This is a genomic window from Thiohalorhabdus sp. Cl-TMA, from assembly GCF_041821045.1.
GTDB classification, from domain to species: Bacteria; Pseudomonadota; Gammaproteobacteria; order Thiohalorhabdales; family Thiohalorhabdaceae; genus Thiohalorhabdus; species Thiohalorhabdus methylotropha.
Genome location: NZ_JBGUAW010000005.1, coordinates 260,839 through 285,250, shown reverse-complemented (window position 1 = coordinate 285,250; position 24,412 = coordinate 260,839). Strand labels below are relative to the sequence as shown.

The 24,412-nt window shown below is 66.7% G+C and carries 20 protein-coding genes; 1 reads left to right on the top strand and 19 read right to left on the bottom strand.

Going from position 1 to position 24,412, the window contains the following annotated elements; all coding sequences use genetic code 11:
* Nucleotides 1–341: 341 nt before the first annotated feature.
* Nucleotides 342–1,061, top strand: coding sequence for a tetratricopeptide repeat protein (locus ACERLL_RS09050; protein WP_373655752.1), 720 nt, complete (start codon nt 342–344; stop codon nt 1,059–1,061).
* 80 nt (nt 1,062–1,141) lie between these two features.
* On the opposite strand, the gene ACERLL_RS09045 is transcribed toward ACERLL_RS09050, so the two are convergent.
* The 19 genes from ACERLL_RS09045 to ACERLL_RS08955 all read right to left on the bottom strand — a co-directional run bounded on the left by ACERLL_RS09045 (nt 1,142) and on the right by ACERLL_RS08955 (nt 24,403).
* A complete protein-coding gene (locus tag ACERLL_RS09045; RefSeq protein WP_373655751.1) occupies nt 1,142–1,858 on the bottom strand; it encodes a GNAT family N-acetyltransferase in 717 nt (238 codons plus the stop codon).
* Between the two features lie 27 nt (nt 1,859–1,885).
* A complete protein-coding gene (locus ACERLL_RS09040) occupies nt 1,886–2,926 on the bottom strand; it encodes a polysaccharide deacetylase family protein (RefSeq protein WP_373655750.1) in 1,041 nt (346 codons plus the stop codon).
* Nucleotide 2,927: 1 nt separating this feature from the next.
* Nucleotides 2,928–4,277 carry a putative O-glycosylation ligase, exosortase A system-associated gene (locus ACERLL_RS09035; protein ID WP_373655749.1) on the bottom strand — a complete coding sequence of 450 codons (1,350 nt, stop codon included), beginning with the start codon at nt 4,275–4,277 and terminating at the stop codon, nt 2,928–2,930.
* Nucleotides 4,270–5,457: a glycosyltransferase family 4 protein gene (locus ACERLL_RS09030; protein ID WP_373655748.1), complete on the bottom strand. Its 1,188-nt coding sequence runs from the start codon at nt 5,455–5,457 to the stop codon at nt 4,270–4,272. The genes ACERLL_RS09035 and ACERLL_RS09030 overlap by 8 nt, the downstream gene beginning before the upstream one ends.
* A 110-nt stretch (nt 5,458–5,567) precedes the next feature.
* Entirely contained in the window at nt 5,568–7,085 is a 1,518-nt protein-coding gene (locus tag ACERLL_RS09025; protein WP_373655747.1) for a glycosyltransferase, read from the bottom strand.
* Entirely contained in the window at nt 7,078–7,842 is a 765-nt protein-coding gene (locus ACERLL_RS09020) for a class I SAM-dependent methyltransferase (RefSeq protein WP_373655746.1), read from the bottom strand. Before ACERLL_RS09020 ends, ACERLL_RS09025 begins: the two co-directional genes overlap by 8 nt.
* A gap of 44 nt (nt 7,843–7,886) precedes the next feature.
* Nucleotides 7,887–9,212: a polysaccharide pyruvyl transferase family protein gene (locus tag ACERLL_RS09015; RefSeq protein WP_373655745.1), complete on the bottom strand. Its 1,326-nt coding sequence runs from the start codon at nt 9,210–9,212 to the stop codon at nt 7,887–7,889.
* Nucleotides 9,213–9,341: 129 nt separating this feature from the next.
* A complete protein-coding gene (locus tag ACERLL_RS09010; RefSeq protein ID WP_373655744.1) occupies nt 9,342–10,526 on the bottom strand; it encodes a glycosyltransferase family 4 protein in 1,185 nt (394 codons plus the stop codon).
* 96 nt (nt 10,527–10,622) lie between these two features.
* The gene (locus tag ACERLL_RS09005; RefSeq protein WP_373655743.1) at nt 10,623–12,098 is read right to left on the bottom strand and encodes a lipopolysaccharide biosynthesis protein; all 1,476 of its coding nucleotides are present in this window, start codon (nt 12,096–12,098) and stop codon (nt 10,623–10,625) included.
* Between the two features lie 72 nt (nt 12,099–12,170).
* Nucleotides 12,171–13,082: a sulfotransferase domain-containing protein gene (locus ACERLL_RS09000; RefSeq protein WP_373655742.1), complete on the bottom strand. Its 912-nt coding sequence runs from the start codon at nt 13,080–13,082 to the stop codon at nt 12,171–12,173.
* The gene (locus ACERLL_RS08995; protein ID WP_373655796.1) at nt 13,082–14,341 is read right to left on the bottom strand and encodes a glycosyltransferase; all 1,260 of its coding nucleotides are present in this window, start codon (nt 14,339–14,341) and stop codon (nt 13,082–13,084) included. The genes ACERLL_RS09000 and ACERLL_RS08995 overlap by 1 nt, the downstream gene beginning before the upstream one ends.
* Nucleotides 14,342–14,347: 6 nt before the next feature.
* Nucleotides 14,348–15,517 carry a glycosyltransferase family 4 protein gene (locus tag ACERLL_RS08990; RefSeq protein ID WP_373655741.1) on the bottom strand — a complete coding sequence of 390 codons (1,170 nt, stop codon included), beginning with the start codon at nt 15,515–15,517 and terminating at the stop codon, nt 14,348–14,350.
* A 38-nt stretch (nt 15,518–15,555) separates the two neighbouring features.
* Nucleotides 15,556–17,496, bottom strand: a complete 1,941-nt coding sequence (locus tag ACERLL_RS08985) for an XrtA/PEP-CTERM system amidotransferase (protein ID WP_373655740.1) — start codon at nt 17,494–17,496, stop codon at nt 15,556–15,558.
* Nucleotides 17,496–18,698 (bottom strand): TIGR03088 family PEP-CTERM/XrtA system glycosyltransferase, encoded by a 1,203-nt coding sequence (locus ACERLL_RS08980; protein ID WP_373655739.1) that lies wholly within the window; start codon nt 18,696–18,698, stop codon nt 17,496–17,498. Before ACERLL_RS08980 ends, ACERLL_RS08985 begins: the two co-directional genes overlap by 1 nt.
* On the bottom strand, nt 18,695–20,275 hold the full coding sequence (xrtA, locus tag ACERLL_RS08975) for an exosortase A (RefSeq protein WP_373655738.1): 1,581 nt from the start codon (nt 20,273–20,275) through the stop codon (nt 18,695–18,697). Before xrtA ends, ACERLL_RS08980 begins: the two co-directional genes overlap by 4 nt.
* A complete protein-coding gene (locus ACERLL_RS08970) occupies nt 20,272–21,534 on the bottom strand; it encodes a TIGR03087 family PEP-CTERM/XrtA system glycosyltransferase (RefSeq protein ID WP_373655737.1) in 1,263 nt (420 codons plus the stop codon). The genes xrtA and ACERLL_RS08970 overlap by 4 nt, the downstream gene beginning before the upstream one ends.
* Entirely contained in the window at nt 21,531–22,580 is a 1,050-nt protein-coding gene (locus ACERLL_RS08965; protein ID WP_373655736.1) for a FemAB family XrtA/PEP-CTERM system-associated protein, read from the bottom strand. The genes ACERLL_RS08970 and ACERLL_RS08965 overlap by 4 nt, the downstream gene beginning before the upstream one ends.
* Nucleotides 22,577–23,434, bottom strand: a complete 858-nt coding sequence (locus tag ACERLL_RS08960) for an XrtA system polysaccharide deacetylase (RefSeq protein ID WP_373655735.1) — start codon at nt 23,432–23,434, stop codon at nt 22,577–22,579. The genes ACERLL_RS08965 and ACERLL_RS08960 overlap by 4 nt, the downstream gene beginning before the upstream one ends.
* 6 nt (nt 23,435–23,440) lie before the next feature.
* Complete coding sequence (locus ACERLL_RS08955; RefSeq protein ID WP_373655734.1) at nt 23,441–24,403, bottom strand: XrtA/PEP-CTERM system-associated ATPase; 963 nt, start codon at nt 24,401–24,403, stop codon at nt 23,441–23,443.
* Nucleotides 24,404–24,412: the final 9 nt, after the last annotated feature.

Genomic DNA, 24,412 nt, shown 5'->3' with positions numbered 1-24,412 from the left:
TTGCTGCTTCGGGGACCGGGGCGCAGCCCGGAAAGCACTACCAAACCAAAGTATTATCAATCCGGCGCGCTTCCAAGGAATCCCACCGGGCGGGGTCAAGAGCACTCTGAAAAGCTGCGCATAACCTGCATTGAATGTGTCAAAAAATATTACTTTTTCAGGCTCACTAACCCTGTTATCGGATTTAAAACTATATGTTTTAGAAGATTGATCTGATATCAATCAAGTGACCGCCTATTTCCAGCAGCACCCGCTGCCCGTACCCGTGCGGGAAGTTACTATGGATTCAGGGGTGGACACCCCCGCCCGGCAGTAAACTTTCCCCGTAGAGGTGAACCCGCATGCATCTCCCAAGCGCCTATCGATCCCGAAGCCTCCGGCTGACCCTCCTCGGCTCCTTGTTCCTGGGCATGGGTCTGGCCTCCCAGGCCCATGCCCAGCAGAAAGCGGCTCCCTATGTCGGCCAAGCCTTGGACGGGCGTCCGTGCTCCAGTTTTCAGGGAACCACCCAGGGCTACGGGCCCTATGATTACCGGAAATACCGTTCCAAGGACCGCAAGCTGAAGATCGTGGAGGGCCACCACTTCACCACCGAGGTGAAGCGGTTGAAGGACGGAGAGAGCAGCGAGACGCCGGTGGGGGACCTGAACTACACACTCATGGCCTTTCCCAACCACCACCGGGCCCTGTATGCCATGATCCAGCTTCATACCGGCGGGGCCCGGGAAAAGTGGTCCTCGTTCAAGCAGTTCTCGGCCAGACCGACGCCCGAGTGCTTCCTGCAGCGGGCCGCCGCCTTCACCCCCGAGGACGCGGACGTATACCTCCTGTACGGCATCTACCTGCACCGGCTGGAAAAACCCCGCAAGGCCATCGAGAAATACCGGAAGGCCCTGGAGATCCGGCCGAAGTTCTCGGAAGCCTGGTACAACCTGGGCCTGGCCTACCTGGATGTGGGCAAACCGAAAGAAGCCCGGAAAGCCGCCCACAAGGCCTACGAACGGGGTTATCCCCTCCCGGGCCTCCGTAAGAAGCTCGCCGAGGCGGGATACGGACTGTAAGCCGCCACGCCCGCCGGCTCCTTGCCCACCCAGCCTCCCGCGCCGGGAGGCTTTCTTTTGGCCGGGCCGGCCACCGGAAATTAGGAGCCGTTCCGCTGTTCCACGGCGGGCGTGCCCTCCTCCTCGGATTCGGGCAGGGCGAGCCGGAAGATCGGCTCCCGGGAAAGGCTCAGGTGCAGATGGGGCCGATAGGAAGAGAGGGCGAGCTGCAGGCGCCCCAGGGCCAGAAAGGTCACCGAGCCGAGCTTGCGCCCGCCCAGGCGATACTGCGATGCCAGAGAAGCGGTATTGAAGGCGGAAATCCGGCTGAATGACCCCCGTACCCCCGCCCTGCGGAACCGGGCGGCGGCCTCGTCCCAGAGCTGGGCGAATACCGGGCTCAGGCGCCGGGCGGGATCCACATAGACGTCGTAATCCCAGACCGCCTCCCCACCGTCCGGCAGCCGGTAGGTGCACCGGGCCTCGTCTTCCCGATAGGCCTCCTCCGCATACCAGAGGAAGCCCGCCAGCTCCTCGCCCCGGAAGGCCCCGAGGCACCGGTCCCCGGAGCTCAGGCGCCGTTCCAGCACCTCCGCGGGCCGGGGCATCTGCTCCAGCGCCGGATCCCCCCGCCCGATGGGCCGCACCTCGAAGCGGCCCTTCCGCCCCGGGGGTGTGAGCTCCGCTTGCGGGGTGGGCTGCCAGAAGAGGTAATAGCGGATGAGCCGGGCCCGGTCTCCGGTCAGCCCGCCGAGTCCCCTGGAGAGCAAGTACAGGCCCCCCTCCAGGGGACCCAGCTGATCTCGAATGGAGCGCATCCGTTTCAGCATGCTTCCTCAGCTGGCTCAGTGACCCGGGGACCGGGTATCCTCCGCGGATCCCCGGACGGCCGGACCGGACGCCCCTGAGGCCACCGGCCCGGTTCCCCGCAGCAGATTGCGCAACAGCCCCAGGTAGAAGCCCTTGGGCGTCTCGTTCCAGGGGGTGAAACGGGGCAGCTGGTAGGGGCACGTCCTCCGGCCCGCCGCGCCCCATTGGGTGGATACGGCGGCCTCGAACCCGAGCTCCCGGACCATGCGCACGTGCTCCGCTCCGTAATCCCGCCCCGGGCATCCGTTGGGATAGGCGAACAGCCGGCAAGGTCCCCCCACCAAATCCTCCAGAGCGGCCCTGCTCCCGGCGATCTCCTCCCGGGCCGTGCCCGGTTCCAAGTTGGACAGGATCGGATGGCTGCGCGTGTGGGCGCCGATTTCCATGCCTGCACCAGCCAGCGCGCGCACCTCGTGGGGCGCCATCATCAGTCGGGGCTCTTGGGAGACATCAAGCATCTCCCACAGGGCTTTCACGTTCCGTTCCCGATCGTCGAAGGGGAGATACCGCAAGGCGTTGATGAGCCCCAGCCGGGCATCCCGGCGGGAACCGTCGTCCGCGAGTGACCAGTTCCCCAGCCCCATGGGCGTAAGGTCCATCCGAGAATTCGGCCAGCGGCGCACCGTCTCGGTGATCAGGTCGTTCCACATCCAGCGGCCGTGGAGATAATCCGTGGCGATGAAAAAAGTGGCGGGAAGTCCCCATTTCTCGAGCACGGGGAGTGCCACCGAGTAATTGTCCCGGTAGCCGTCGTCGAAGGTGATCGCAACCGCCCGCGGGGGCAGGGATCCCCGGACCAGCCCGCGAACCCCCTCCAGAAGGGAGACCGGGTGGAATTCCTCCGCCAGCAGGCCCATCTGCCAGTCGAAGCTGGCTTGGTCCGGGATATCGGGATCGAGCGGGTCCCGTTCCGGAAGCACCCTGTGATAGATCAGGATGGCCAGCCGGGCCTTGCCGCTGCCCGGCGAAGCCAGGGTGGTGAGGCCGCGCAATCCCAGGAGCTCGGGACGCTTCATGTCAGCCCTCCCGTGCCATCTGCGCGGGTGCTGGAGCGATCGGGCGGGTGGGGGCCCCCGGCGCGACCTTCTTGCTTCCCTCTGCCTGGGATGCGGCGGTATCCGTGGCCTCGGCGATCTCCCGGCGCATGATCCCCGCCAGGATCACGAACGTGTAGAACAGATCGAAATAGGCCAGGCTCAGGAAGGCCCCCGATATGGCGTAGGCCACGAGTCCAACTTGGAGCCCGTCGGCGTATTTCCGCATCCAGCCCAGCCCCACCCCGGGTGCCTGCTTCTTGATCTTGCGCAGGCTGTCAAAGGTGAAAAACAGCAACAGAAGGTACAGCCCAAGCCCCAGGAATCCGTGCTCGCCCAGCATCTGGAAGTAGTTGGAATGGGCGGCCCGGGAGCTGTCGAAATGCTCGTCCTGCCAGTTCGCGTATCTGAGCCACAGATCATTCGGGGCCCGCTCCAGCTTGAACCCGGCACCTACGAGCGGCCGTTCCACGGCGACGTTCCACCCCACACCCCAGGCCTGGATACGCTGCATGGCGGAGCGGTCCTGCTGGTAGTTTTCCATGGTCTCGGCCCGCTCGATGAGCTTGGTGGGGATCAGGTCCGGGGCCTTCACGGCAACCGGGATCATGAACAGGAACAGCAGGAGCTTCTTGTTCGCCTTGATGAGCATGAGCGGGATCACCACGGCCAGCCCTAGCAGGGCGCCCCGGGAGTAGGTGAAAACCGTGGCCACCACGGTCAGCGCCATGACCCCATAGATGGCCATGCGCGCCCATTTCCTTTCCACCTCCTGGGCCAACGCCGCCAAAACCGGAATCACCATGAGCATGGCCAGCCCGAGCGATGTATTGGCCCCGATAAAGGAATGCTCGGGCCCCTTGACCCGATACTGGCCCGCCGTTTCCACCACGAACGCGGCCCCCTTCACCCCGTAGAAAGCGATGGAGCCGGCCATGACCGCCATCAGGGCAACGATCCGCTTCTTGCCGTAGATGAGCATGCCGGTCACCAGAGCGAAGCCCAGGATCTTTATAACCTTTTCCCATTGAGGCCAAGCCGCGCTGGGTACCCATGCTGTGAAGGTGGTGACCGTGAAAAGGATCATCATAAGGACGATCAGGACCGTTTCCCGGGTGAGTGGCACCAGCTTGCGGTCCGACTGGAACCACATGGCCACCAGGGTCAGGGAGCCGAAGACCATGGCCACCGGAAGCTGGTCGGCTATGCCCCAGCCCAGGCGGTGGGGGTTCATGAAACCTATCCAGGACCAGACCAGGACCCCCGTCCAGGGCCGTACCAGAACCATAGGGATCAGGCTGGCGAAAATGATGATCAGTGCGACGTCACGCATACGCGCTTCGCTTTTCGTCCTTGGCAGCCACTTCCAGCATCACGGCTTCCAGCTCCCTGCCCTTCTGGTCCCAGGTATAGTGGCTAAGCACCGTTTGCCGGCCTTCCCGGCCGAGGGCCGCGCGCTTCCGCGGATCCCTGAGGAGTCGCACCACGGAGGCCGCCAGCTCGCTGGGCCCGTCCGCCACCAGCGCGTTCTCGCCCTCGCGGACCTGGAGACCGCCAAAGCTCAACCGGGTCCCCACCACCGGACGACCCATGGCCCAGGCCTGCAAAACCTTGTTCTTGATTCCGGCCCCCTTGCGCAGGGGCGACACGAAGACCGCCCCCTGCCGGATATAGGGACGCAGATCATCCACGAAACCGGTCACCTCCACTTCCGGTCCCTCCAGGCGCCGGATCTCCTCCGCGGGATCCTTGCCCACCACCAGGAACCGGGCCTCGGGAACCTCCTGCCGGATTCGGGGCAGGACCTTCCGGGCGAAGAAAAGCACGGCATCCACGTTGGGCGGGAAGGACATGTTCCCCTCGAAAACCAGGACGGGGTCCCTGGACTCGCCTTCCCGGGGGGCGAAGTACTCGGGATCCACGCCGTTCTTCACCACCCGCACCGGCATCCAGGGACAGATGCGGCTGAACATGCGGGCATCCGGCTCGGCAACCACCAGGCAGCCGTCCCCCTGACCGTAATACCGGCGTTCGAGCTGGAAGTGCATGAACGCCCGTTTAAGCGCCTGAAGACGGCGGCGGAGCGGCACGGAGCTCTTCGCCTCGCGCAGGAGGGTGAGCACGTTGTCGTCCACCAAGTCCATTAGGACAGGAATACGACGGAAAGGGACACTGGGGATCACCCGCTCCCCGGTCATCCAGATCAAGTCATAGTCGATTTCCGTCAGGAATTGTTGCAGACGGTCCGTAATGCGCTGATCCTCGGGAAGCATTTCCTCCAGGGCGAACCGCTCCCGCCAACCCCGCTTTGCGGACCGCGCCGGTTCCGTTGGCGGGATAGTTTCGATCCGTCGAAAGATCTCCTTCACCGGCTGCGGCAACGGACGGTCGTCCAGACACAGAAGATCGAATTCGTGGCGCTCGCCTAGCGTCCGGACATAGTGAAAGATGCGCAGGTGCTGACCGTGCGAAAGGGGATACGGCATCGCGTCCGCCAGTACCAGGATCCTCATGGCCGCTTCACCGGGAAGTTATCGAGCTGCATGCCGAGCCCTTTTTCGGAAATTGAGGGGCAGGATTTCATGGGTGATAAGCTGGCCGCAGACCGGCGCACCCGGCCGCATCAGCCATCGGCGCCCGTCACGGTGTCCAGCAGGCGGGCCAATTTCGCCGACAGCGCCCGCCGATCGAACTGCCGGATGTATTCCCAATTCGGATTCACCCGGGGCGATCCGGAGCCCCTTGCCAGCCACCCCAGGATTCCCTGGACCCCATCCGTATCTCGGTAATCGAAGATCCAGGCCATGTTCGCCGACCGGAGAAGCTGGGCCTGGATACCCGTTTCCGGGAGCATGGCGAGGACGGGCTTACCGGAGCGCATGTATTCAAAGGATTTTCCGGTGATGGTGTGCTGATGGCAGGGCGCGCTGAAGAGCAGTAGGACGTCCGCTTCCGCCTGCTCTTCCAGGCACCGCTCGTGGCTCTGCGGGCCGGATATCGCCACCTGCTCCTGAAGACCGTATTCCCGAACGATGGCGGCGAGCCGGTCTTTTTCGCTCTCCCCGTGGCCGATCAAGCGCACCTCGAAGCGCGCGACCGCCTCGGGGCTGCGCTGCTTGAACAGGCCGAGGGCCTCCAGGAAGGGCGCCGGGGACACCGAGGAATCCATGGCGCCCGTGTAGACGAACCGGATACCCGCCCCCGCGCCCCGCCTCTCCCGGCCCTTGTTCGGGACGCGGCTGAATGGATCCTTGGCAGGATCGTAGCCATTGGATACCCAGACCATCTTCTTCCGGACCCAGTCGCCGTAGCGCCGGACGAGCTCTTCCTCCCAGGCGGGGGAGGCTACGACCACTCCGTCCGCCTCCTGCAGCACCAGGGCCTCGAGGCGCCGGTCCCGGAGGGCATGGAACCGGGTTCGCAGCTCCCGGCCCGGCCGGTTGACCCAGAGATCACGGAAGTCCACCACCCAGGGGACCCCCGTACGCCGCTTCACCTTCAAACCGGCCACATGGCTGGAGTAGCTCGGACAGCTCGTAAGCAGCGCGTCCGGGGCCTCCTCCGCAATCACCCCCCTCGCCCGGTGGACCGCCGCGTCCGCCCAGGGGCGCGTGGAGTCCGGGATGTACCAACCGTAATCCAGGGCCATGAAGAGCAGACCGCTGATCACGCGCCGGCCCAAGGGGATCAAGCCGCGTGCGGATTTCCCCTCGTGCGGCCCATTCCCCGGATCCGGGCGATGGGCCTCGGCGGCATGGATATCCAACGGCCGCATACCCAGCCGCCTGCGGCGTACCGCGAAGGGATCGGGGCTTGGTACCCGGTCGACGATCACGGATTCGGGGATGTGCTCGAGCTCCCCGGAATCGATCCAGCCCATGTCCTCCACGGCCTGGGTAACCACCCGGCAGTTCCAGCCGAAGTCCGGAAGATGGCGCACGAAGCTCTGCACCCGCTGGGTATTGGTGCCGGTGAGCGGCGGGAAGTCCGATGCGATCACCAGGAGCCCTTTCGATGCCGACGGTCGGGCACCTTGCTCTTCGGGGAGCCGGGCGCCTCGCAGTTCGCCAGTACCGCTGTCCTCCGGACAGCCGGCATAATCGCGCCGGTGGGCCCGCGCGATATTCAGGTCCCTACCCATGGGGGGCTTCCCCCTTGAGGACGAACGCGTGGCAGACCAGGGCACCGAGGAAAGGCGTGCGGTCCAGGACGCGGCCCACCCAGTACCGGTTGAAGAAACGCTGAAGCCGATGCCACCCGGAGGGGAAAACCGGCACCCAGTACAGCTCGACCCTTTCGGCCCCGGCCCGCCGAAGCTCCTCCGCCAGACCCCGTGGCGACTCGAAACGCACGTTTTCCTCCTCGCCCCGCATCTTGCGGAGCGCTCGGGCCCAGAAATCCAAGGCGCACCCCCGGTTCAGCCCGTCGACCCAGACCTCGCCACCGCCCCGGACCACCCGGTTCAGCTCGGACACCAGGGGCCCGGATTCGGACAGGGCCTGGGTTACGCCGAAGCAGAGCACGCCGTCGAGGCTATTCCGCCGGAGGGGAAGCCGGGAGGCATCCCCCAGGGCCCAGTGGGCGCCGCCCCCCACCCTGGCCCGGGCCTTCTTCAAGGTGGGGAGAGAGTAATCCAGGGCCAGCACCTCCTTGCCGTTCTCACGCATATACCGGGTGTAGGTTCCGGCGCCACAGCCCACATCCAGCCAGAAGCCTCCCGGGGCTCCGGGACGCCAATGGTTCCTGAAATGGGAAAATCGGGCATCGAGGCCGTTCTCGCTCCAGCCGGCGATTCCGGCGTCATCCTCGTTGTCGGCGAAGCGCTCGAAGCGTTTCCGCCACTGACGCTCGAAATCCCGCGCAACCGGCTCCGTGCCGGATTCATCCGTCCGCCCCAACCGTTTGATTCTTTCCCACGACCTGTACACCGGCGTCCGACCTTCTAGGAGGATGCGAAAATTTGTGGAAACCGCCCTCCGGCAAGGTCCTCGCGGACCATATACGCGGGCATCCTGGCCCGGGCCGATTCCTCACGCGCGAAATCGAGCATGGTCCGCCGCAATGCGGGCAGCCTCTCGATGAACCGGTCGACCCGGCCGCAAAACGCGTCGTCCATATCCTCGATCCCGGTAACCCACTCGCCGAGCCCCATCCTTTCGAACAGCTGCGCGGTCTTGTATTCGTAGGCCACCGGGAGAACGGGGACTTCCATGGTCAGCGCCAGAATGGCCATGTGGAGCCGGGTGGCGATGACGAAATCACAGTCCGACAGCATCTCCCTGATTCCCTGCGCCGCAATGAAATCCGCATGCACGGACACCTGCCTCCGCTCTCGCTCTCCCAGCATGAGGACGATCTCCGTCGCCAGCTTCGCGTCATCGGTAGCGTACTGGGGCACACCCTGACAGGTGGACAGGAACAGCACTTCCGCCCCATGGTCAGTCACCAGGTGCGAAACCGCGTCCCGGATCGCCTTTTTATAGTTCTCCATTCCGGCCTCGCTGCCCAGGTGGGAGAAATTGCCCCATTCCCTTACCGAGACAACCACCTTGAAGCGGCCCGGTGGCGAAGGGGCTCGCTCCCCGGGCAACGGCGCCTGCTCCCGGAGCACGAAGGCGGCGTCTGCCGCCTGGACAAGCGGGGTTTCCAGCTTCCCCAGGCTTCTCACATGCTCCAGGGAGACCGGATCCCGGAGAAAGATGAGCCGGGCGTGCCGGAATGCCGCATACAGCTTTTTCCGGTTCCACGGGGACCGGAAGGGACCCATGGATTGCGTGAACAAATACAGGGGCTTGCCAAGGCGTATCGCGAGCCGGTAATCGAACAGCTGCGGCGCCATGGAGTAGCTTTCCACCAGATAGGTTCCCCCGGCGCTCACCACGGCGTCGGAATCGAGATAGGCCTCTAGGCTCCGCCGGAGCGCCGGGCCCGGCATCCAATGCGGAGCCCCGCCCCCGAAGATCCGCACCTTCCAGACGGAGGCCCAGAAGCCCGCCTTTCTCAGCCGTCTCAATAGGCCGGTCACGAACCGCTGCACTTTCCAGCTGGGGATCACCGCGGCCCAGGCAGGCTCGCGCTCCAGAAGGAAATACGGGGACTCCCGGAATTCCATGTCCGGAAACAGAACGGCCGAAACCTCCGGATTCTTGTCGAATACCGTGATGCGCACCTCCGGCCCGAAGGCCTCCCTGAACATCTCGTGCATGCCGGTGAGGATGGCCGCGTCCCCGCCGTTCAGAGCGACAGCATTGGTGATGGAAATTTTCACCGTAAACGCGGAGCCCTTTTGTCGACGGGGTACCGGAGGGGCTTAGCCCCCGGAAGCCGGCCTCCCGGCCTTCCAAAGGCGCACGGAGCATCGGTCCCCGGGCGACTGTCCCGATCGCACGCAGCGGGCCTACCGGGACCGGCTGTCTTGCCACATTCCTGCCAGCTTGCCGCCCTGGACGCGGAGACTGAGATTCGATACCGCATGTCGCCGCCCCTCCGAGCCCAATCTGTCCGCGACACCCGGATTTTCGAGTAAATAGCCGATCTTTTCGGCCAGGGCCCGCCCGCTGCGTGGCGGTACGAGAAAACCCGTTTTCCCATCCAATACCAGTTCCGGGACGCCCTGAACATCCGTACCTACCACCGCCACCCCTACGGACATGGCCTCCATATAGGAAATAGGGGCGCCTTCGGACAGGCTCGGCAGCACAAAGACCCGGGACTCCCGTAGGTGACGGCGGACGTCGGCGCTGTTTCCCGGTCCCACCAGCTTTACCCGGCCCTGCAGCTCCCTGTCGCGGATCGCGTCCTCCACGGCCTCCTTCTGCGGTCCGCCCCCCAGAACGATCCACTCGAAATCGTGTCCCTGTGTCCGGAGCTGGTGCGCGGCCTCAACCAGGTAAAATAGGCCCTTCTCCTCCGCCAGGCGGGCCACCGTTAGGATTTTCCCCGACCGCACTTCCACCCGGGCCGCCGGCGAGAAATACTGCGTGTCCACTCCGCAGGGCAGGACCTCGATCTTTTCGCCCCTGAGCCCCAGACGCTCGGTCATGAACCGCTTATTGAAGTCCGAAACCGTTACCCAGAAGTCCACGCCTTCTTCCACCGCCCGCAGCTCCGGGAGTGGCCGGGAAAACAGGTCATAGCGGTGCAGGGTGGCGGACAGCGGTATTCCGCTTTCCCGGGCCATGAGCACCGCCCACCGCAGGGCGGGTCCCCCGAAATGCACATGGATCCGCGAGATGCCCAATGCCTGGAGACGCTTGGCCACGGGAGCGGTCGCGCGATGCAGCCACGGATACGGAGGGCCCAGGGCCCGCGCCCAGCGCTCCGTCCTCATCCATCCCCCGGGCCTAGTCAGAAGGGCGCCGGAAGCTTCCAGCAGCCCGGTCCACCCTCCCGCCCGCGGGCCCAGATACGCCGTACGGGGGAGAACCTCGTCGACACCCGGGTGGCTAACCCCTTGCTCGCCTTCGTCGAGTGCGAACACCCAGGGCTCGAGCCCCCGGCGCTGCATCTCCAGCAGTTCGTTCAGCACGAAGGTTTCCGACCAGGCCGGAAACGCATCCAGGACATAGGCAATACGCGTCATCCATGTTCCTCCCCCCCTTTGCCCACTTATCCGCGCGACCCTCCGAAGCCTTCCCGGTTTCCGGAATGAATCGAGGGCCGGCCCCACCCCATCGGGTCAGCCGAACCGGACCCGACCCGGCAGGAGCCCGCGTAGCTGGTGCATCACGAACTCCTCTCCGCCTTCCGGACGTCCCGCCAGTCTCCAGAGGCCCAGCACCATGGCCGAGAAAACCACCACACCGGCCGTGATCTGGCCCGGCAGACGGACGGCTACCGGGGCATCGCCGAGATAGAGGCCCATGCCGTAGACGGCCGCCGCCATGACCAGCGTGGCGGTGATCGGACGCCACAAGGCCTCAGCGATCCCCCGCCCCCGGAGCGCCAGGGAGCGCTTGACCACCCAGATGCGTGTGGGCGCCAGCAGGAGGTTCACGCACAGATAGGCCCAGGCGGCGCCGATGGCCCCCCAATGGAAAACCGCGTAGATCATGGACGGGATCAGCAGCAGCACCTTCACGCCGTTGAAAACGGTGGTAAGGTGCGGCTGATTAATGGCCAAGTGGATGCTCATGTTCACGATGGCCAGGGCCTGGGCGATGCCCGCGACGGCAAGCACCTGCATCACCGGAATGGCCTGTTCCCATTGCTCACCCAATAACAGGGGGATCAGGCCAGGGGCGGTAATGGCCAGTCCCGTTGCCGTCGGGAACACCACCAGGGAAACCAGGGACAGGGACTTCAGGTAATAGCGGCGCAGGGTGCCGGGCTCGTTCTTGACCTTGGAGTAGCCGGGGAACAGGGCCTGGTTCAAGGGCTTTACCAGCTCCACGGCGGGGATATGGGCGATGTTCTGGGACACGCTGAAGATGCCGATGGAGGAGGCCCCGGCGAGCTTGCCGATGATGATCGAACCGGATTTCCTGTCCCCGTAGGAAAGGATGTTCGTGAGGAACAGCCACCTGGAAAACACGAAGAGCTCCTGGAACCTCGCCAGGGAAAAACGCGGCCGGAACGGGGTGATCAGGAAGGAGGTAACGGAGAAAGCGACAGTTCCGATGGCCATTCCGGCCACGAGCGCCCAATAGCTCTCGTACAGATACGCCAGCGTGACCGTGGTGAAAAACGCCACCACCTTCTCGACCACTTGAAGCTGGAAGATCTTTTGCATCTCCAGCTCCTTGCGCAGGGCCTCCACGCCGATGTTGTGGGCCTGATCGATGAAGGCGGTCAGGGCCAGGACATAGATGATCAGCTCCAGGCGCGGCTCATCGAAGAAGCCCGCCACCGGCCCCGCCATCAGGGCCATTGCGGTTGCCGCCAGCACGCCGAAGGCGAGATTCAGGGTCCAGGCGGTGTCGTAGTGGCTGCGGTCGGTATCGTGCCGCTGGATGATGGCCTCCCCGAACCCGAAGGCCCCCAGGAACTCCACCAAGGCATATATGGAAGTGGCCAGGGCCACCAGCCCGAAATCCGCGGGGGAAAGCAACCGGGCCACGATGATTGTGCTCAGGAGACCGATGCTTCTGACCACCAGCCGCATGGACACCATCCATGCCGCCCCAGACGCGATTTTCCCCCCTAGATAGGTCATGTTTCCTCTCGGGCCCTCCGATACAGGTGGAGATTCTTCAATGCCTTTACGCCTCGATCCCGCATGGGCGGCTCAGCCTTCTTCCCGCACGGGCCCGTTCGCCCCGGAACCGGCGGTTTCCTCACGCAGGTCTCCGGGCTCCTTGTACCCTGTCTCCACCCCGGTAAGCTCCCGGAATCTTTCATTCTTGGCGGCGAAAAGCTCCTCCAGCCGGGCCCGCTGCCACGGGCGGATGGGTGGGATTTCCTTGGTCAAAGCGCGGCCCAGGGCTTTATAGGCGCTATCGGGCAGGATTTTCTTCGCCAGATCCGAGGCCCTCTTCAGGTTGCTGTCGCTGTTCAAGAGCCCGAAGACATAGCGGCCCAGTCCGTTGTAGGCGTATGATTTGTTCTTGTGCAGGGAAGGCAGGGAGGCCTCCTCCATTGCTTCCAGCCCCATGAAAGCGAAGCATTTGTTGGCCACTTCCAAATTATCCTTCCACAGCGCTTCCGCGGTAAGAATCAGGAATCTGTCCGGATCAAAATACGGTAAGTATTTTTCCAGCTGGGCCGCGTAGTCGCTGGTGGCCAGATAGGTGGGGTCCTCGGTGATGGCCTCCCAGAAGGGGAGCCGCTCGTACCCGAGCCGTACATCGTGCCAATAGGCCGAGTAGGTCCTGGCCACGGGCTCGCGCACCACGTAGATGAACCGGGCGTCCGGATTCACCTGCCGGATTCGCTCCGGAACACCCGAAAGCGGGCTTTCCGCAACCGTCCCCAGAGGATCGGCGGCGTAGCTCGTGGAGGCGTCCACCAGCATCCCCCCCACTCCGGCCGGGAAGCGCGCCCGGTACCAGTCCAGGTCCCGGTCCCAGTTCTGGGTGAAGTAGTGGGGCTCCTTGGGAGTGGAAACCGTTACCTCCGGATGGGTCTCCAGGATCTCCGCCAGCGTGGTGGTGCCGGCCTTTGGGGCTCCGATCAGATATACGTCCGGCGGGAACGACATCAGCTACCTTTCCTAGCCGAGGAAACGAGACTGGTGAGCTCATCAACCACGGTGGCGATCCGCGCATCCCAGCCGTTCCGGACCGCGTATTCGCGGATTGCCCGGTGATCCCAGGAAGTGGCGAGGGCTTCCCGCAGTCCCGCCTCCAGGGCCTCCGGGCTTCCGAAGGGAACGATCCTTCCCACGGTCGACTCCGAGACCACCTCCCGATTGCCGCCCACGTCGGTAGTAACCACCGGCAGACCGCAGGCCATGGCCTCCAGGAAGACGTTCGCCCAGCCCTCGTGGCTGGTGGCCAATACGAACAGGTCGGCCGCGGACAGAGGCCGGCACAGCGCCTCCGGGGCCATGGGGCCGAGGAAATGCACGGTGTCCTCCAGCCCGAGGCTCTGGACGCGTTCCCGCAGGTAAGCGCCCATATCCCCCTCCGGTCCCGGACCGCCGACGATGAGGTAGCGCAGGCCCGGGAAGTGCTCCCTGAGGGCCGGCAGGACCTCCATGACCCGATGGAACCCCTTGCGCTCCACCAGGGCCCCCACGGAGACGATCACCGGGGCCGTCTCGGGGATGCCCAGGTCACGGCGGGCCGTGCCCCGGTCAATGGGCTGGAACTTTTCGGTGTCCACGCCGTTGGGAATTACCCGGGTCCGCTCCCGGGACGCTCCCATTCGCCGGGCCAGGGCCTGCAGGGAGGCGGATACGGAAAAGATGCGGTCGGCCCGCTTCAGGACACCCCGGAGCAGGACCCGCCCAAACCGGGTTCGCGCCAGCGGCGGCTCCGTGCCGCGCAGGGTCACGGTTACGGGGAGCCCGAGCCAGCGCCCGAGACGCCCGGCGGCATAGCCGTCCGGGTAGGCGAAATGGGCATCGATGATCTCCGCCCCCCAGTCGCGACGCAGCCTGCGCAGCAGGCGCAGGGCCCCCAGGGCTTCGAACAGGCCGTCCAGGCTCTTGCCGAACCCGGGAACGGAGAAATAGCGGGGGAAATAGACGTCCACACCGCCCTGCTGCTCGTGATACGGCGCGGGTGGCCGGAAGTTGGGCCGGAAACGCCGCAAAATGCCCTGGAACGGGAACCAGGGAACCGGGCTTACCACCACCAGTGGGATGTGCCGGGCCACCCGGAACATGCGCTCGCGGATGAACAGCCCCGCCCCCGGGTCGCCGGAATGGGGGAACAGGTGGCTCAGCACCACCACCCGGGGCGCCTCCTCGCGCGGGACCGCCCGGGCGGCCGCGCTGCGCGGGCTCCGCTCCATCAGCATTCAGGCCTCCCCCACGGCGCGGGGCTCCACGGCGCCAAGCACCCGCCGGGCGTTCGCCTCCCAGAAAAAGCCCCGCTCTTCCACGGTATTCGCCGCCTTGCGGGCCAGCTCCCGGCGCAAGTCGCCGTCGAGCGCCAGCCGGGAAAGCTGTCCGGCCAGCTGCTCCACGTTCCCCGGCTGGAATAGCAGCCCTTCGCGCCCCTCCCGAACCACCTCGGTGATGTTGGGCCGGTTCGGGGCCACCACGGCACGCCCGGCCGCCAGGTACTCGAAGAGCTTGATGGGGGAGGCATAGCTGGTGACGTTCGGCTGAACCGCCACGTCCATGGCCCCCACGTACCCGGGAACGGCTTCCCGGGCTACCGCGCCGGTGAATATCACCTGTTCCGCGAGGCCCAGCGCCTCCGCCCGTTCCCGCAGCTCCGGCACCGCCGGCCCATCCCCCACCAGGAGCAGGACCGCCTCGGGCTTTTTCCGCACCAGCAGGGCGAAGGCCTCCAGCAGGTCCGCCACCCCGTGCCAGGGCCGGATCCAGCCCACGAAGCCCACCGTGAACCGCGCCCCCAGCCCCAGCTCTCGGCGCACGGGGGCCCCGTCGACGCCGGGATGGAAGCGCGCCCGGTCCACGGCGTTGGGGATGACCAGGAAACGCTCCTCCGGGAGTCCGCGCCGGGTGAACACCTCGCGCATGGCCGAAGAAACCACCACCGTCCGGGTGGCACTCCTGCACAGCCAGTTCTCCGTCCGCCGCGCCAGACCGCGGAGCACTAGGCCGCCGTGCTCCTGCATCTCCTCGCTGAGGGGCGCGTTCACCTCCAGGATGAAGGGAACGCGGAATAACGCCGCCGCGAGCCGGCCCGACACGTTGAACAGGGCGTAGCGCTCGTACACCACATCCGGGCGCTGGCGAAGCATTTGCCCCACCAGGAGGAAAAAGGCGGGCACGTTGTAGCCCAGCGCGAGCACCTCGTAGAGCCAATGGGGCATGGCCCGGCCGAACAGGGTGGCGTTGTCGCGCGATCCGCTTCGCTCCCCGCCGTTCCCCGAGGGCGTCGCGGGCCCCACCAGGTTCACCTCGTGCCCCAGATGCTCGAAGGCCCGGCACAGGGCCTCGATGTGGACCCCCTGGGCATCCTCCGCCCGGGTCCGGTGGTGATACAGAATCCGCATTCCGCGGGCTCCCGTGCGTGACGAACTGTCCCGGCCGCTCATGGCGTCGCGTAATCCCCGTGGAGCTCCTCCCTGGCGACCACCGGCTCCTTCTCCAGCTGACGCAGGAAGGCAGCGAACATCAGGAGCGACCAGAGGACGGCGCTGTGGTCCCATTTCCCCGATTGGTGCTGCTCCAGCAGGCCCTCCAGGGCTTCGCGTCGGAAGATCCCCGTATCCTGGAGAATCGGGCCGAGCAGGGCCTCGCGCACCTTGTCCCGCAAGGGCCCCCGGAACCACTCATCGAGGGGGACCGCGAAGCCCATCTTGCGCCGGTACAGCACCTCGTCCGGCAGGTGGGGTCGCATGGCCTTCTTGAAGAGGTACTTGCCCTCCCCCCTGTGGTACTTGAGCTCCGGCGGAAGGCCCGCCGCCCATTCCACGAAGTGGTGATCGAGCACCGGGACCCGCACCTCCAGGGAATTGGCCATGCTGGCCCGGTCCACCTTGGTCAGGATGTCGCCCGGCAGATAGGTCTTCATGTCCAGGTATTGGACTTGGGAGAGCGGATGCTCCGGGGCATTCTCGGCGTGACCGCGCAGCACCTCCGCGGCGTGATAGCCCTGGAGCGCCTGCCGGAACCGGGGGGTGAACAGCCGGGCGCGGATGCTGTCGGGCACCACGCCCATGTTGTCCAGGTAGGCCTCCAGGCTCGGCCGGGAAACGGATTCCAGGGTGGCCTTGGCCCGAAAGATGCGCGGCGCCCGGTTGAGCTTGGGATAAACGGCTGCAAGGCTGCCGAACAGCGGACCGCGCAGGGCTTGCGGGACGTGCCGGCGCACCCCTTCCTCGTGCAGGTGCCACCGATAGCGCCGGTAGCCGGCGAAGTTCTCGTCGCCGCCGTCCCCGGACAGGGCCACGGTGACCCGCTTCCGGGCTTGCTCGCAGACCCGGTAGGTGGGCATGGCCGAGCTGTCGGCGAAGGGCTCGTCGTAGATCCCCGCCAGGCGGTCCACGAGGTCGAAATCCTGGGGATTCACCTCCTGGACGCTATGATCGGTGCCGTAGCGCTCGGCCACATGGGCGGCGTGGGACGCCTCGTTGAAGCGGGGGTCGCCGAAGGAAATGGAGCAGGTGCGCACCGGCTCGTCGTCCGCCTGCGCAAGCATGGCCACCACGGCGCTCGAATCCACGCCTCCGGAGAGGAAGGCCCCCACCGGCACGTCGGCTATCCGCCGGATGGAAACCGCCTCGGCCAGGTACCCGCCGAGCTCCTCCCCCGCGGCCCTTTCATCCGGCGCGGTGCCGCCGTCCGAGAACGGCACGTCCCAGTAGGGCTCCGGCGCGGGAACGGGCGCCCCGCGACGGACCGTCAGCCGGTGACCCGGCGGGAGCTTGTGCACCCCCTTCAGGATGGTTTTCGGGTCCGGGATGTAGCCGTAGGCGAAGTATTCCTCCACGGCCCGGTAATCCAGCTCGCGGGACAGCCCGGGATGGAGGAGCAGGGCCTTCAGCTCCGAGGCGAAAGCCAGGGTGCCGTCCTCCAGCACGGCGTAGTGGAGGGGCTTGATGCCGATCCGATCCCGGGCCAGAAAGACCGTCCGGTGCGCCCGGTCCCAGACGGCGAAAGCGAACATGCCCCGGAAGCGGTGCACGCAATCCTTCCCCCATTCCCGCCAGGCATGGACGATCACCTCGGTGTCGCAGCGGGTCCGGAAACGGTAGCCCCGGTTACGCAGCTGCTCCGCCAGCTCCCGGAAATTGTAGATCTCGCCGTTGTAGACCACGGCCACGGAGCCATCCTCGCTGAACAGGGGCTGGTCCCCGCCGTCCAGGTCGATGATGGCGAGCCGCCGATGGCCGAGCCCGAGCCCCGGCTCCAGATGGGTGCCCGAGCCGTCGGGACCCCGGTGATACAGCCGATCGTTCATGGCCTCCAGGAGGGCGCGGCCCACCGGCCGTTCCTCCCGGGTATCGAACAAGCCCACCAGACCGCACATCAGCGCGCCTCCCCTTCCGGCATGGTCCGACCGGCCAGGGAGTCGGGACCCTGGCCGAGTACCCGGCGATAGACGTCCAGATAGGCCGCCACCATGGCATCGATGCTGTATCGGGCCTCCGCCCGCCTCCGGGCCGCCGACCCCATGCGGACCAGGCGGTCCGGCTCCCCCAGCAGCCCGGCCAGGGCCCCGGCCAGGGCTTCGGGATCACCGGGAGGCACCAGGTCGCCGGTCTCCCCCTCCACCACCAGCTCGGGATTGCCGCCCACCCGGGTGACAACCACCGGAACCCCCGAGGCCATGGCCTCGAGCACGGTATTGGAGATCCCTTCGGCCAAGGAGGGCAGCACGAAGAGGTCCAGCGCGCGGTAGATCCCGGCGAGGTCCTCGCGCTCTCCGGGAAGCCAGGCCCGGTCCAGCAGGCCGGCCTCTTCCAGCTCCGCGCGCACCCGGGGATAGAGGGATCCGCCGCCGATCATCACCAGTCGCGCGGCCCGTGCAGCCTCGCCAGCCTCCTCCACCAGGCGGATGAAGGCCCGCACCAGCCCCAGGGGGTCCTTCTCCCCTTCCATGCGTCCGGCCCAGCCGATGATGCGCGCCTCCGGAGGGAATCCCGCCTCTTCGGGGAGCCGCTCCCGTTCCTTCCCGGGATGGAAGTGCTGGACGTCCACACCGTTGCAGATCCGGGTCATGCGGTGCTCCCGTACTCCCACCCCCCGGGCCAGGTAGTCCTCCAGGTCACCGGAAAGGGGAATGAAGTGATGGACCAGGGGACGCAGCATCCGCCGCAGGCGCCGATACCGCCGGTTCGCCCCGGACAGGTCCGCCATGTCCCAGCCGTGCTCGCCGTGCACCCGATGCCGCACCCCGGCCAGGGTGGCCGGAAGATGGGCCTCGATGGCTGCGAGGTTGCGGGTGTGGACCAGATCCGGCCGCAGCTCGCGGAGCAGGCGCCAGAGGCGCAGGTAGAGCCCGGGATCCTTTCCGGGCCGTTTGTTGAGGGCGTACAGCTCCACGGGCGGGTCGATGCGGCGGGCGAACTCCGTGTATTCCGCCAGGCAGATGACCACATGGCGCAGCTCCCGGTGCGGGGTCCGGTTGATGAGGTTCACCAGGCCGTTCTCCATGCCGCCCACACCCAGGGAATGCACCACATGGGCCACCACGGGGGCATCGGTCCGGGGGCTTCTTGCCGGCGTCATGAGCCCTCCCCCTGCATGGCGCGAACCAACCGTCCCCCCCGGGTCATGGCGGGGAACGCGCCCAGGAACCGCGACAGCCGCTTCCGGGCCGGCCCCAGCCGGCCTTCATAATCGGTAGCCACGGCGATCAGGGTGGCGTCCGGACGGCCGCTCCGGATCTCCTCCCAGGCCGCCCAGAGCTTGGCCGCTATGGGACGGGAGGTGACGTGGCCGCCGATGTCGTACCACTGCCAGACCAAGCGCCGCCCTCCGGGGCCCTTGAGCAGGAGCTCCCGTACGCCGAAGCCGTCCGTGGAACCGGGCAGATCGGCGGTCTCCCGCCCTTCCCCGGTCCGCACCCAATGCTTTCCGTTATGCAAGCTGTTTCCGGAGGAAATCAGTTCCGCTCCCTGTTGCTGGTTCCGGTAATGAATGAGCAGTACGCGAACCGTCCCTTCGCCGCCGCGGTACGCCCGATGCACCATCCGATCCGCGCCCCTATAGCGCGGGTGCCAGGTGCCCTCGACGGGGGCGGGGCCCCGCCAGCCGGCCTTACCGGGCGGAAGGTCCAGCGTGGTGGCCGAGAAGCCGCTGGCACTCCGGTTAAGCCAGGCGGCCCCGGCCGGACCGGCCCCCGCGACGGCCAGCACCAGCGCCCCGACCAGGGCCAGACCAGCGTTGCTGGCGCCCCTCCCGATCCGGCCCGGCTCCTCCTGCGCCGGCTCCTCCGGAACGCCGGACCGGGCATCCCGCCAGAAGCCGCCCAGCCAGAAAAGCAGCACCATAACCACGCCGAAGAACACCCAGCCGTAGATAATGTGGTCCACCCCGGTGGCCAGCCGCATATCACTGAGGTGCGCCAGCACCACGATGCCGTAGGCCCGGACGCCGTTGGCCAGGACCGGCACCGCCGCGGCCGCCGCGATGAAGGCCAAGCGCCGCCACAGGGAACGGTAGTTCAGGTAGGCGAACAGGGTGCCGATGGCCAGAGAGGCGATGAGGTAGCGGATGCCGCTGCAGGCGTCGGCCACCAGGAAGCGTCCCTCGGGAATGGAGATGTAGTGGCCCTCCCGGTACACCGGTATTCCCGTGATCTGCAGTGCCGAGACGCTGAAGGTCGCCGTGAAATCCCGGAGCAGGGGCACCAGGCCCTCCCCAAGGGGAACGGCGAAGATCAGGAATCCCAGGGGAAACGCCGCGGCCCGCACGAAGCGGGCGCCGAGCAGCGCCCAGAGCCCCGCGGGAATCATGGCCACCAGGGCAAGATGCTGCATGAACAGCACCTCCGCCCGCTGCGCCAGGAACCAGGTACCGGTCAAGGCACCCAGGGCCACCAGGCCCCGCGCGTCGGGACCCAGGGGTAGCGAGGCGAGGAGACGGCGGCGGCGCCACAGGAAATAGGCGGATACGGGCAGCACCAGCACCCCGTGGGCATAGGTCTGGGAGCGCCACCAGATGGCGGCCATGGACAGGGCCGTTTCGTGATAGACGGCCACCAGGCCCGCCAGGTAGAGCAGCGCCAGAACCAGGGGGCGCGCCTCCGTCCAGCCCCGCACCGGATCGGGCAATCGGAGCTCTTCATGTCCCTGCACGGTCATCCGGCCTCCTCCATGGACCGGTCGCGCTCGGTCTCGGCCAGGCACTCCGGCCACGGCTCCCCTTCCAGCAGGGCCCGGAAGCGTTCGAGATGCGCTTCCCAGGTGTAATGCGCCTGCACCCAGGCGCGCAGGTCCGCCCCGGATACCGGACAATCGCCGGAGAGCACGGCCGCGGCGGCCCGGGCCAGGGACTCCGGCTCTTCGCCCTGCAGCGGGTAGCCCTCCAGCGCCTCCAGGCCGTCCAGGGCCGCGCCCGTGGCCACAACGGGACGCGCCATGGCCATGGCCTCCAGCACCTTGTTCTGTATTCCGCGGGCCACCCGCAGGGGCGCCACGGCGCCGTGGGCATGGGCCAGATAGGGCCGGATATCGGGGACGGAGCCGGTCACGTGGATGCCCGGCTGATTGTCGAGACTCCGCACTGGCTCCGTGGGCCGGGCCCCGACGATATAGAACAGCGCCTCGGGGATTTGCTCGCGCAGAAGCGGCCAGACCTCGGAAGCGAACCAGGTGACCGCGTCCACGTTGGCCCAATAGTCCATGGCCCCGGTGAACGCCAGCACCGGTCGGTCCTTGGGATAGGGGCTGCGGAATTGCGGCGAGGGGGCGAAGTACTCCACGTCCACCCCGTTCCCCACGCAGGCGAGCCGCTGGCGGGATTCCGGCGCCGCCTCGGCGAACAGCTGCAGCTCGGGCCTGGTCACCAGGACCGTGGTATCGAAATCGGCCGCGGCCTTGCGCTCCTGCTCCCGCAGGCGCTGCCCTTCCCGGCGGAACACCCAGCGCATGGGACCGCTCTGCATGCGGCCGTACTGGGTCCACTTGGCGGAGTCCACATCCACCATGTCGAGGACCCGGCGTGCCCCGGGGGCCAGCTCCCGGGGCACGTACTGGGCCATGGAGGAGGAGAACACCACCACCCGGCCGGGCCGTACCCTGCGCAGCGTGCTCCGGACCCAGGCCTCCATGCGCCGGTCCTGATAGAACGGCAGGGAAAGCGGGTCGCCCGAGACCAGGCCGCGCAGGCTCCGTACCCGGGCCAGCCCGCGATCCAGGGGGACCAGCTTGATGCGGGTGCAGTACCGGCCCACCTCATCGGCGTAGCGCCAATCGGCCACGTCGTCCACGAAGGCGCCCAAGTGCACCTCGTAGTGGCGGGACAGATACTCCAGCAGATGAAAGGAGCGGATCTTGTCCCCCTTGTTGGGGGGATAGGGGATCCGGTGGGCGAGAAAGAGCAGTGGTTCCTTGTGGCTCATCCGAGATTCCGCGCGATCATGGGACCGAGGACCCGGCTCACCGGGAGGGGAAGTCGCTTCCAGCCATCCACGAACAGGCGATAGCGGGGATTGGCCGGGCTCACGTCAGGGACATCCCGGGCTTTCACCAGGTGGTACTCGTAGTGCAGGGGCTCCGGCTCGAACCCCCAGTGCTTCTTGAACTTATAGGAGCCGGTGTCCCGCTTGCTGCGCCCGAAGTCGAAGACGCCGTAGCCGCGCTCCGTGGCTCGCCGCATGAGGTCCCAGTACATGAAATCGTTAGCCTTGTACTCCCGTGCCCCGGGGCCACCTCCGCCGTAATAGGGCAGCACCTCGTCTCGGAAGTAGAAGCTGAGCACGCTGCTTATGGGTCTCCCCCGGTGCTCGATGGTCAGGACCTCGCAGTCATCGCCGAACACCTCCCGCAGCTTCTGCAGGTACCGCTTAGGGAAGACCGGGGTGCCGAGGTTACGGACGCTCTCCGCATACAGCGGGTAGAACCGCTCCAGGTCGTCGTCGATCACCCCTTCCAGGCCGGCTTCCATGCCTTTCCGGACCATGGCGCGCTGCTTGCGCGGGATCGCCTTGAGGTTGGCGTCCGGGTCGGGATCCAGCCGGCGGCGGAAATTGACGTAGCGTTCGCTCTGGGTGGGCCACCCGGGGTTGCGCGGACGCTCCTGGCGCAGCTCCAGGTGGTCCACCCCCAACCGGTCGGCCAGCTCGCAGGCCGACCGCTCCAGGGCGGAACGGACTTCCTCGCTGCGTCCCACCACGCCCGCCCGCACACAGAACGGCAGCGAGATCAGGGAATCGCCGAACAGGCGGCTGCGGATCCGGCCCAGCGGCAGGACCCCGTCCACCTCTCCGTCCCGCTCGGCGAACAGGAAATGGGCACGGTGACCGAGGCCCTCCTCCAGCACCCGTTTCCAGCCCGCCCGGTGAAAGAAGGTCGCCTCGGGCTCCGCATCGACGAAGGCGTCCCAGCGGTCCGCGTCGCCGGCGCTCATCTCGCGGATGACGGGATCCGTTACCCCGGTTACAGTCATGCGTGCTCCTCTTCCCCCAGGAAAATTCGGTCCATGCGGTCCCACCGGAAATCGCCGAGCAGGCGCTTCAGCCGATCCTCGGTCCGGTGGAGATTGACGTAGTGGCGGAAGCGCGTCCGCCAGCCGATGCCGCGCTGCCTGGGCTGATCCGGGTCGATCTCCCAGGGATGGAAGTAAAAGACCCCCGGCTGGCCCTCCATGTGGTTGATGCGCCGCATCCCCCAACGGAAATAGGGATAGGGAAGCAGGCGGAAGAACCCGCCCCCCCCACAGGGGTTGTTGCGTCCGGCCAGCGGAACCGTGGAGATGGGCACCTCGATCAGCCCCTGCGCATTGGCGGTGAAGGCGAAACGCGGCGCGTCGGGCATGCCATAGAGGTCGTGGCGGATGGGGTTGACGCTCGAGCTGTAGCGGTATCCCTCCTCTTGCAGCACGTCGAAGGCCCACGCGTTGTCGCGCCCGATGGAAAAGCTGGCCGCGCGGTAGCCCTTCACCGGCTGCCCGGAGACCTCCTCGAGCAGCCGCCTGGTGGTCCGCACATCGGCCCGGAACGCCTCGGGAGCATGGTCGGTTACGCGGATGTGGCTGTAGCCGTGGCTCGCCACCTCGTGGCCGTTGTCGGCCACGCGCCGCACCAGGTCCGGGTAGCGCTCCGCCACCCAGCCGAGCACGAAGAAGGTGGCCCGAGCGCCCTTATCCGCGAAAAGCTGAAGGATCCGGTCGGTATTCCGCTCCACGCGGTGCGGCAGCCGGTCCCAGTCCTCCCGGCGGATGTGGCCCTCGAAGGCCGAGACCTGGAAATAGTCCTCCACGTCCACGGTCAGGGCATTGCTGATGACGGGATCCGATTCCATTCCGGACTACCCGTACCGCTCGGCCAGGGCCTGATTGAGGCCGTCGCGCGTGGCGCTCAGGGCCTCCTCCAGAAGCTCGATGCGCCGCTCCAGGCGCGCCATGCGGGATTGGCCGTCCGTGGAGCCGGCCTCCCCGTCCTCCCCTTCCTCGCTTTCAAGCTCCACGTTGAGCTCCTGGGCCACCGATTCCACCGTCTCCACGTCGAGCTGGTGGAGCCCTTCCAGGTAGCCGAACAGCAGCAACCGGTCGCAGAAGGTATTGATGGAGCGGGGCACCCCGCGGGTGTACTGATGTATGGCCTGGAAGGCCTCCTCGCTGATGTCGGGGTCGTCCTTCCAGCCGACATTGCGCAGGCGGTGCTCGATGTAACTGCGGGTCTCCTCCTCCTCGAAGGAGGTCAGGTGGCAGCTGGCGATGACCCGCTGTCGCATCTGCTCCAGGCGCGGCGAGGACAGGGTGTCCCGGAACTCCGCCTGGCCGAGCAGGAAGCTCTGGATGAGCGGCTGCTCGCCGTCGAGGAAGTTGGAGAGCATACGCAGCGATTCCAGGCTGCGGGCGGGGAGGTTCTGCGCCTCGTCCAGGAGCAGCAGCACCCGCTTGCCCTCGCGGCGCTGCTTGCGGAGATAGGATTCGAACTTGCGCAGCAGCGCCGCCTTGCTCAGGCCCTCGTTCTCCAGCCCGAGGGCACCGGCCACCATGCGCAGCAGATCGTCCGGATCGAGCTGCGTCATCACCAGCTGGGCGGCTACCACGTTCCGCTGTCGCTTCAGCTCGGCGAGCAGCATCTGCACCAGGGTGCTCTTCCCGGTGCCCACGCCGCCGGTCACCACCACGAAGCCGTCGCCCTGCCCAAGCCCGTAGCGCAGATAGGCCAGGGCCCGGCGGTGGCCGCGGCTGCCGAAGAAGAACCGCGGATCCGGGCTGAGCTGGAAGGGCTTCGCTTCAAGGTTGTAAAAGGACTCGTACATTGCGGCTTC

What these genes read in the sequence shown, in the direction of transcription:
- ACERLL_RS08995 (WP_373655796.1), bottom strand. Translation starts at nt 14,341, where the DNA reads ATGGAGCGGAGCCCGCGCAGCGCGGCCGCCCGGGCGGTCCCGCGCGAG.
- ACERLL_RS08990 (WP_373655741.1), bottom strand. Translation starts at nt 15,517, where the DNA reads ATGCGGATTCTGTATCACCACCGGACCCGGGCGGAGGATGCCCAGGGG.
- ACERLL_RS09035 (WP_373655749.1), bottom strand. Translation starts at nt 4,277, where the DNA reads ATGCGTGACGTCGCACTGATCATCATTTTCGCCAGCCTGATCCCTATG.
- ACERLL_RS08965 (WP_373655736.1), bottom strand. Translation starts at nt 22,580, where the DNA reads ATGACTGTAACCGGGGTAACGGATCCCGTCATCCGCGAGATGAGCGCC.
- ACERLL_RS08960 (WP_373655735.1), bottom strand. Translation starts at nt 23,434, where the DNA reads ATGGAATCGGATCCCGTCATCAGCAATGCCCTGACCGTGGACGTGGAG.
- ACERLL_RS09000 (WP_373655742.1), bottom strand. Translation starts at nt 13,082, where the DNA reads ATGTCGTTCCCGCCGGACGTATATCTGATCGGAGCCCCAAAGGCCGGC.
- xrtA (WP_373655738.1), bottom strand. Translation starts at nt 20,275, where the DNA reads ATGACCGTGCAGGGACATGAAGAGCTCCGATTGCCCGATCCGGTGCGG.
- ACERLL_RS09030 (WP_373655748.1), bottom strand. Translation starts at nt 5,457, where the DNA reads ATGAGGATCCTGGTACTGGCGGACGCGATGCCGTATCCCCTTTCGCAC.
- ACERLL_RS08970 (WP_373655737.1), bottom strand. Translation starts at nt 21,534, where the DNA reads ATGAGCCACAAGGAACCACTGCTCTTTCTCGCCCACCGGATCCCCTAT.
- ACERLL_RS09010 (WP_373655744.1), bottom strand. Translation starts at nt 10,526, where the DNA reads ATGACGCGTATTGCCTATGTCCTGGATGCGTTTCCGGCCTGGTCGGAA.
- ACERLL_RS09040 (WP_373655750.1), bottom strand. Translation starts at nt 2,926, where the DNA reads ATGAAGCGTCCCGAGCTCCTGGGATTGCGCGGCCTCACCACCCTGGCT.
- ACERLL_RS08985 (WP_373655740.1), bottom strand. Translation starts at nt 17,496, where the DNA reads ATGTGCGGTCTGGTGGGCTTGTTCGATACCCGGGAGGAACGGCCGGTG.
- ACERLL_RS09045 (WP_373655751.1), bottom strand. Translation starts at nt 1,858, where the DNA reads ATGCGCTCCATTCGAGATCAGCTGGGTCCCCTGGAGGGGGGCCTGTAC.
- ACERLL_RS08955 (WP_373655734.1), bottom strand. Translation starts at nt 24,403, where the DNA reads ATGTACGAGTCCTTTTACAACCTTGAAGCGAAGCCCTTCCAGCTCAGC.
- ACERLL_RS09005 (WP_373655743.1), bottom strand. Translation starts at nt 12,098, where the DNA reads ATGACCTATCTAGGGGGGAAAATCGCGTCTGGGGCGGCATGGATGGTG.
- ACERLL_RS09050 (WP_373655752.1), top strand. Translation starts at nt 342, where the DNA reads ATGCATCTCCCAAGCGCCTATCGATCCCGAAGCCTCCGGCTGACCCTC.
- ACERLL_RS09025 (WP_373655747.1), bottom strand. Translation starts at nt 7,085, where the DNA reads ATGGGTAGGGACCTGAATATCGCGCGGGCCCACCGGCGCGATTATGCC.
- ACERLL_RS08980 (WP_373655739.1), bottom strand. Translation starts at nt 18,698, where the DNA reads ATGACGCCGGCAAGAAGCCCCCGGACCGATGCCCCCGTGGTGGCCCAT.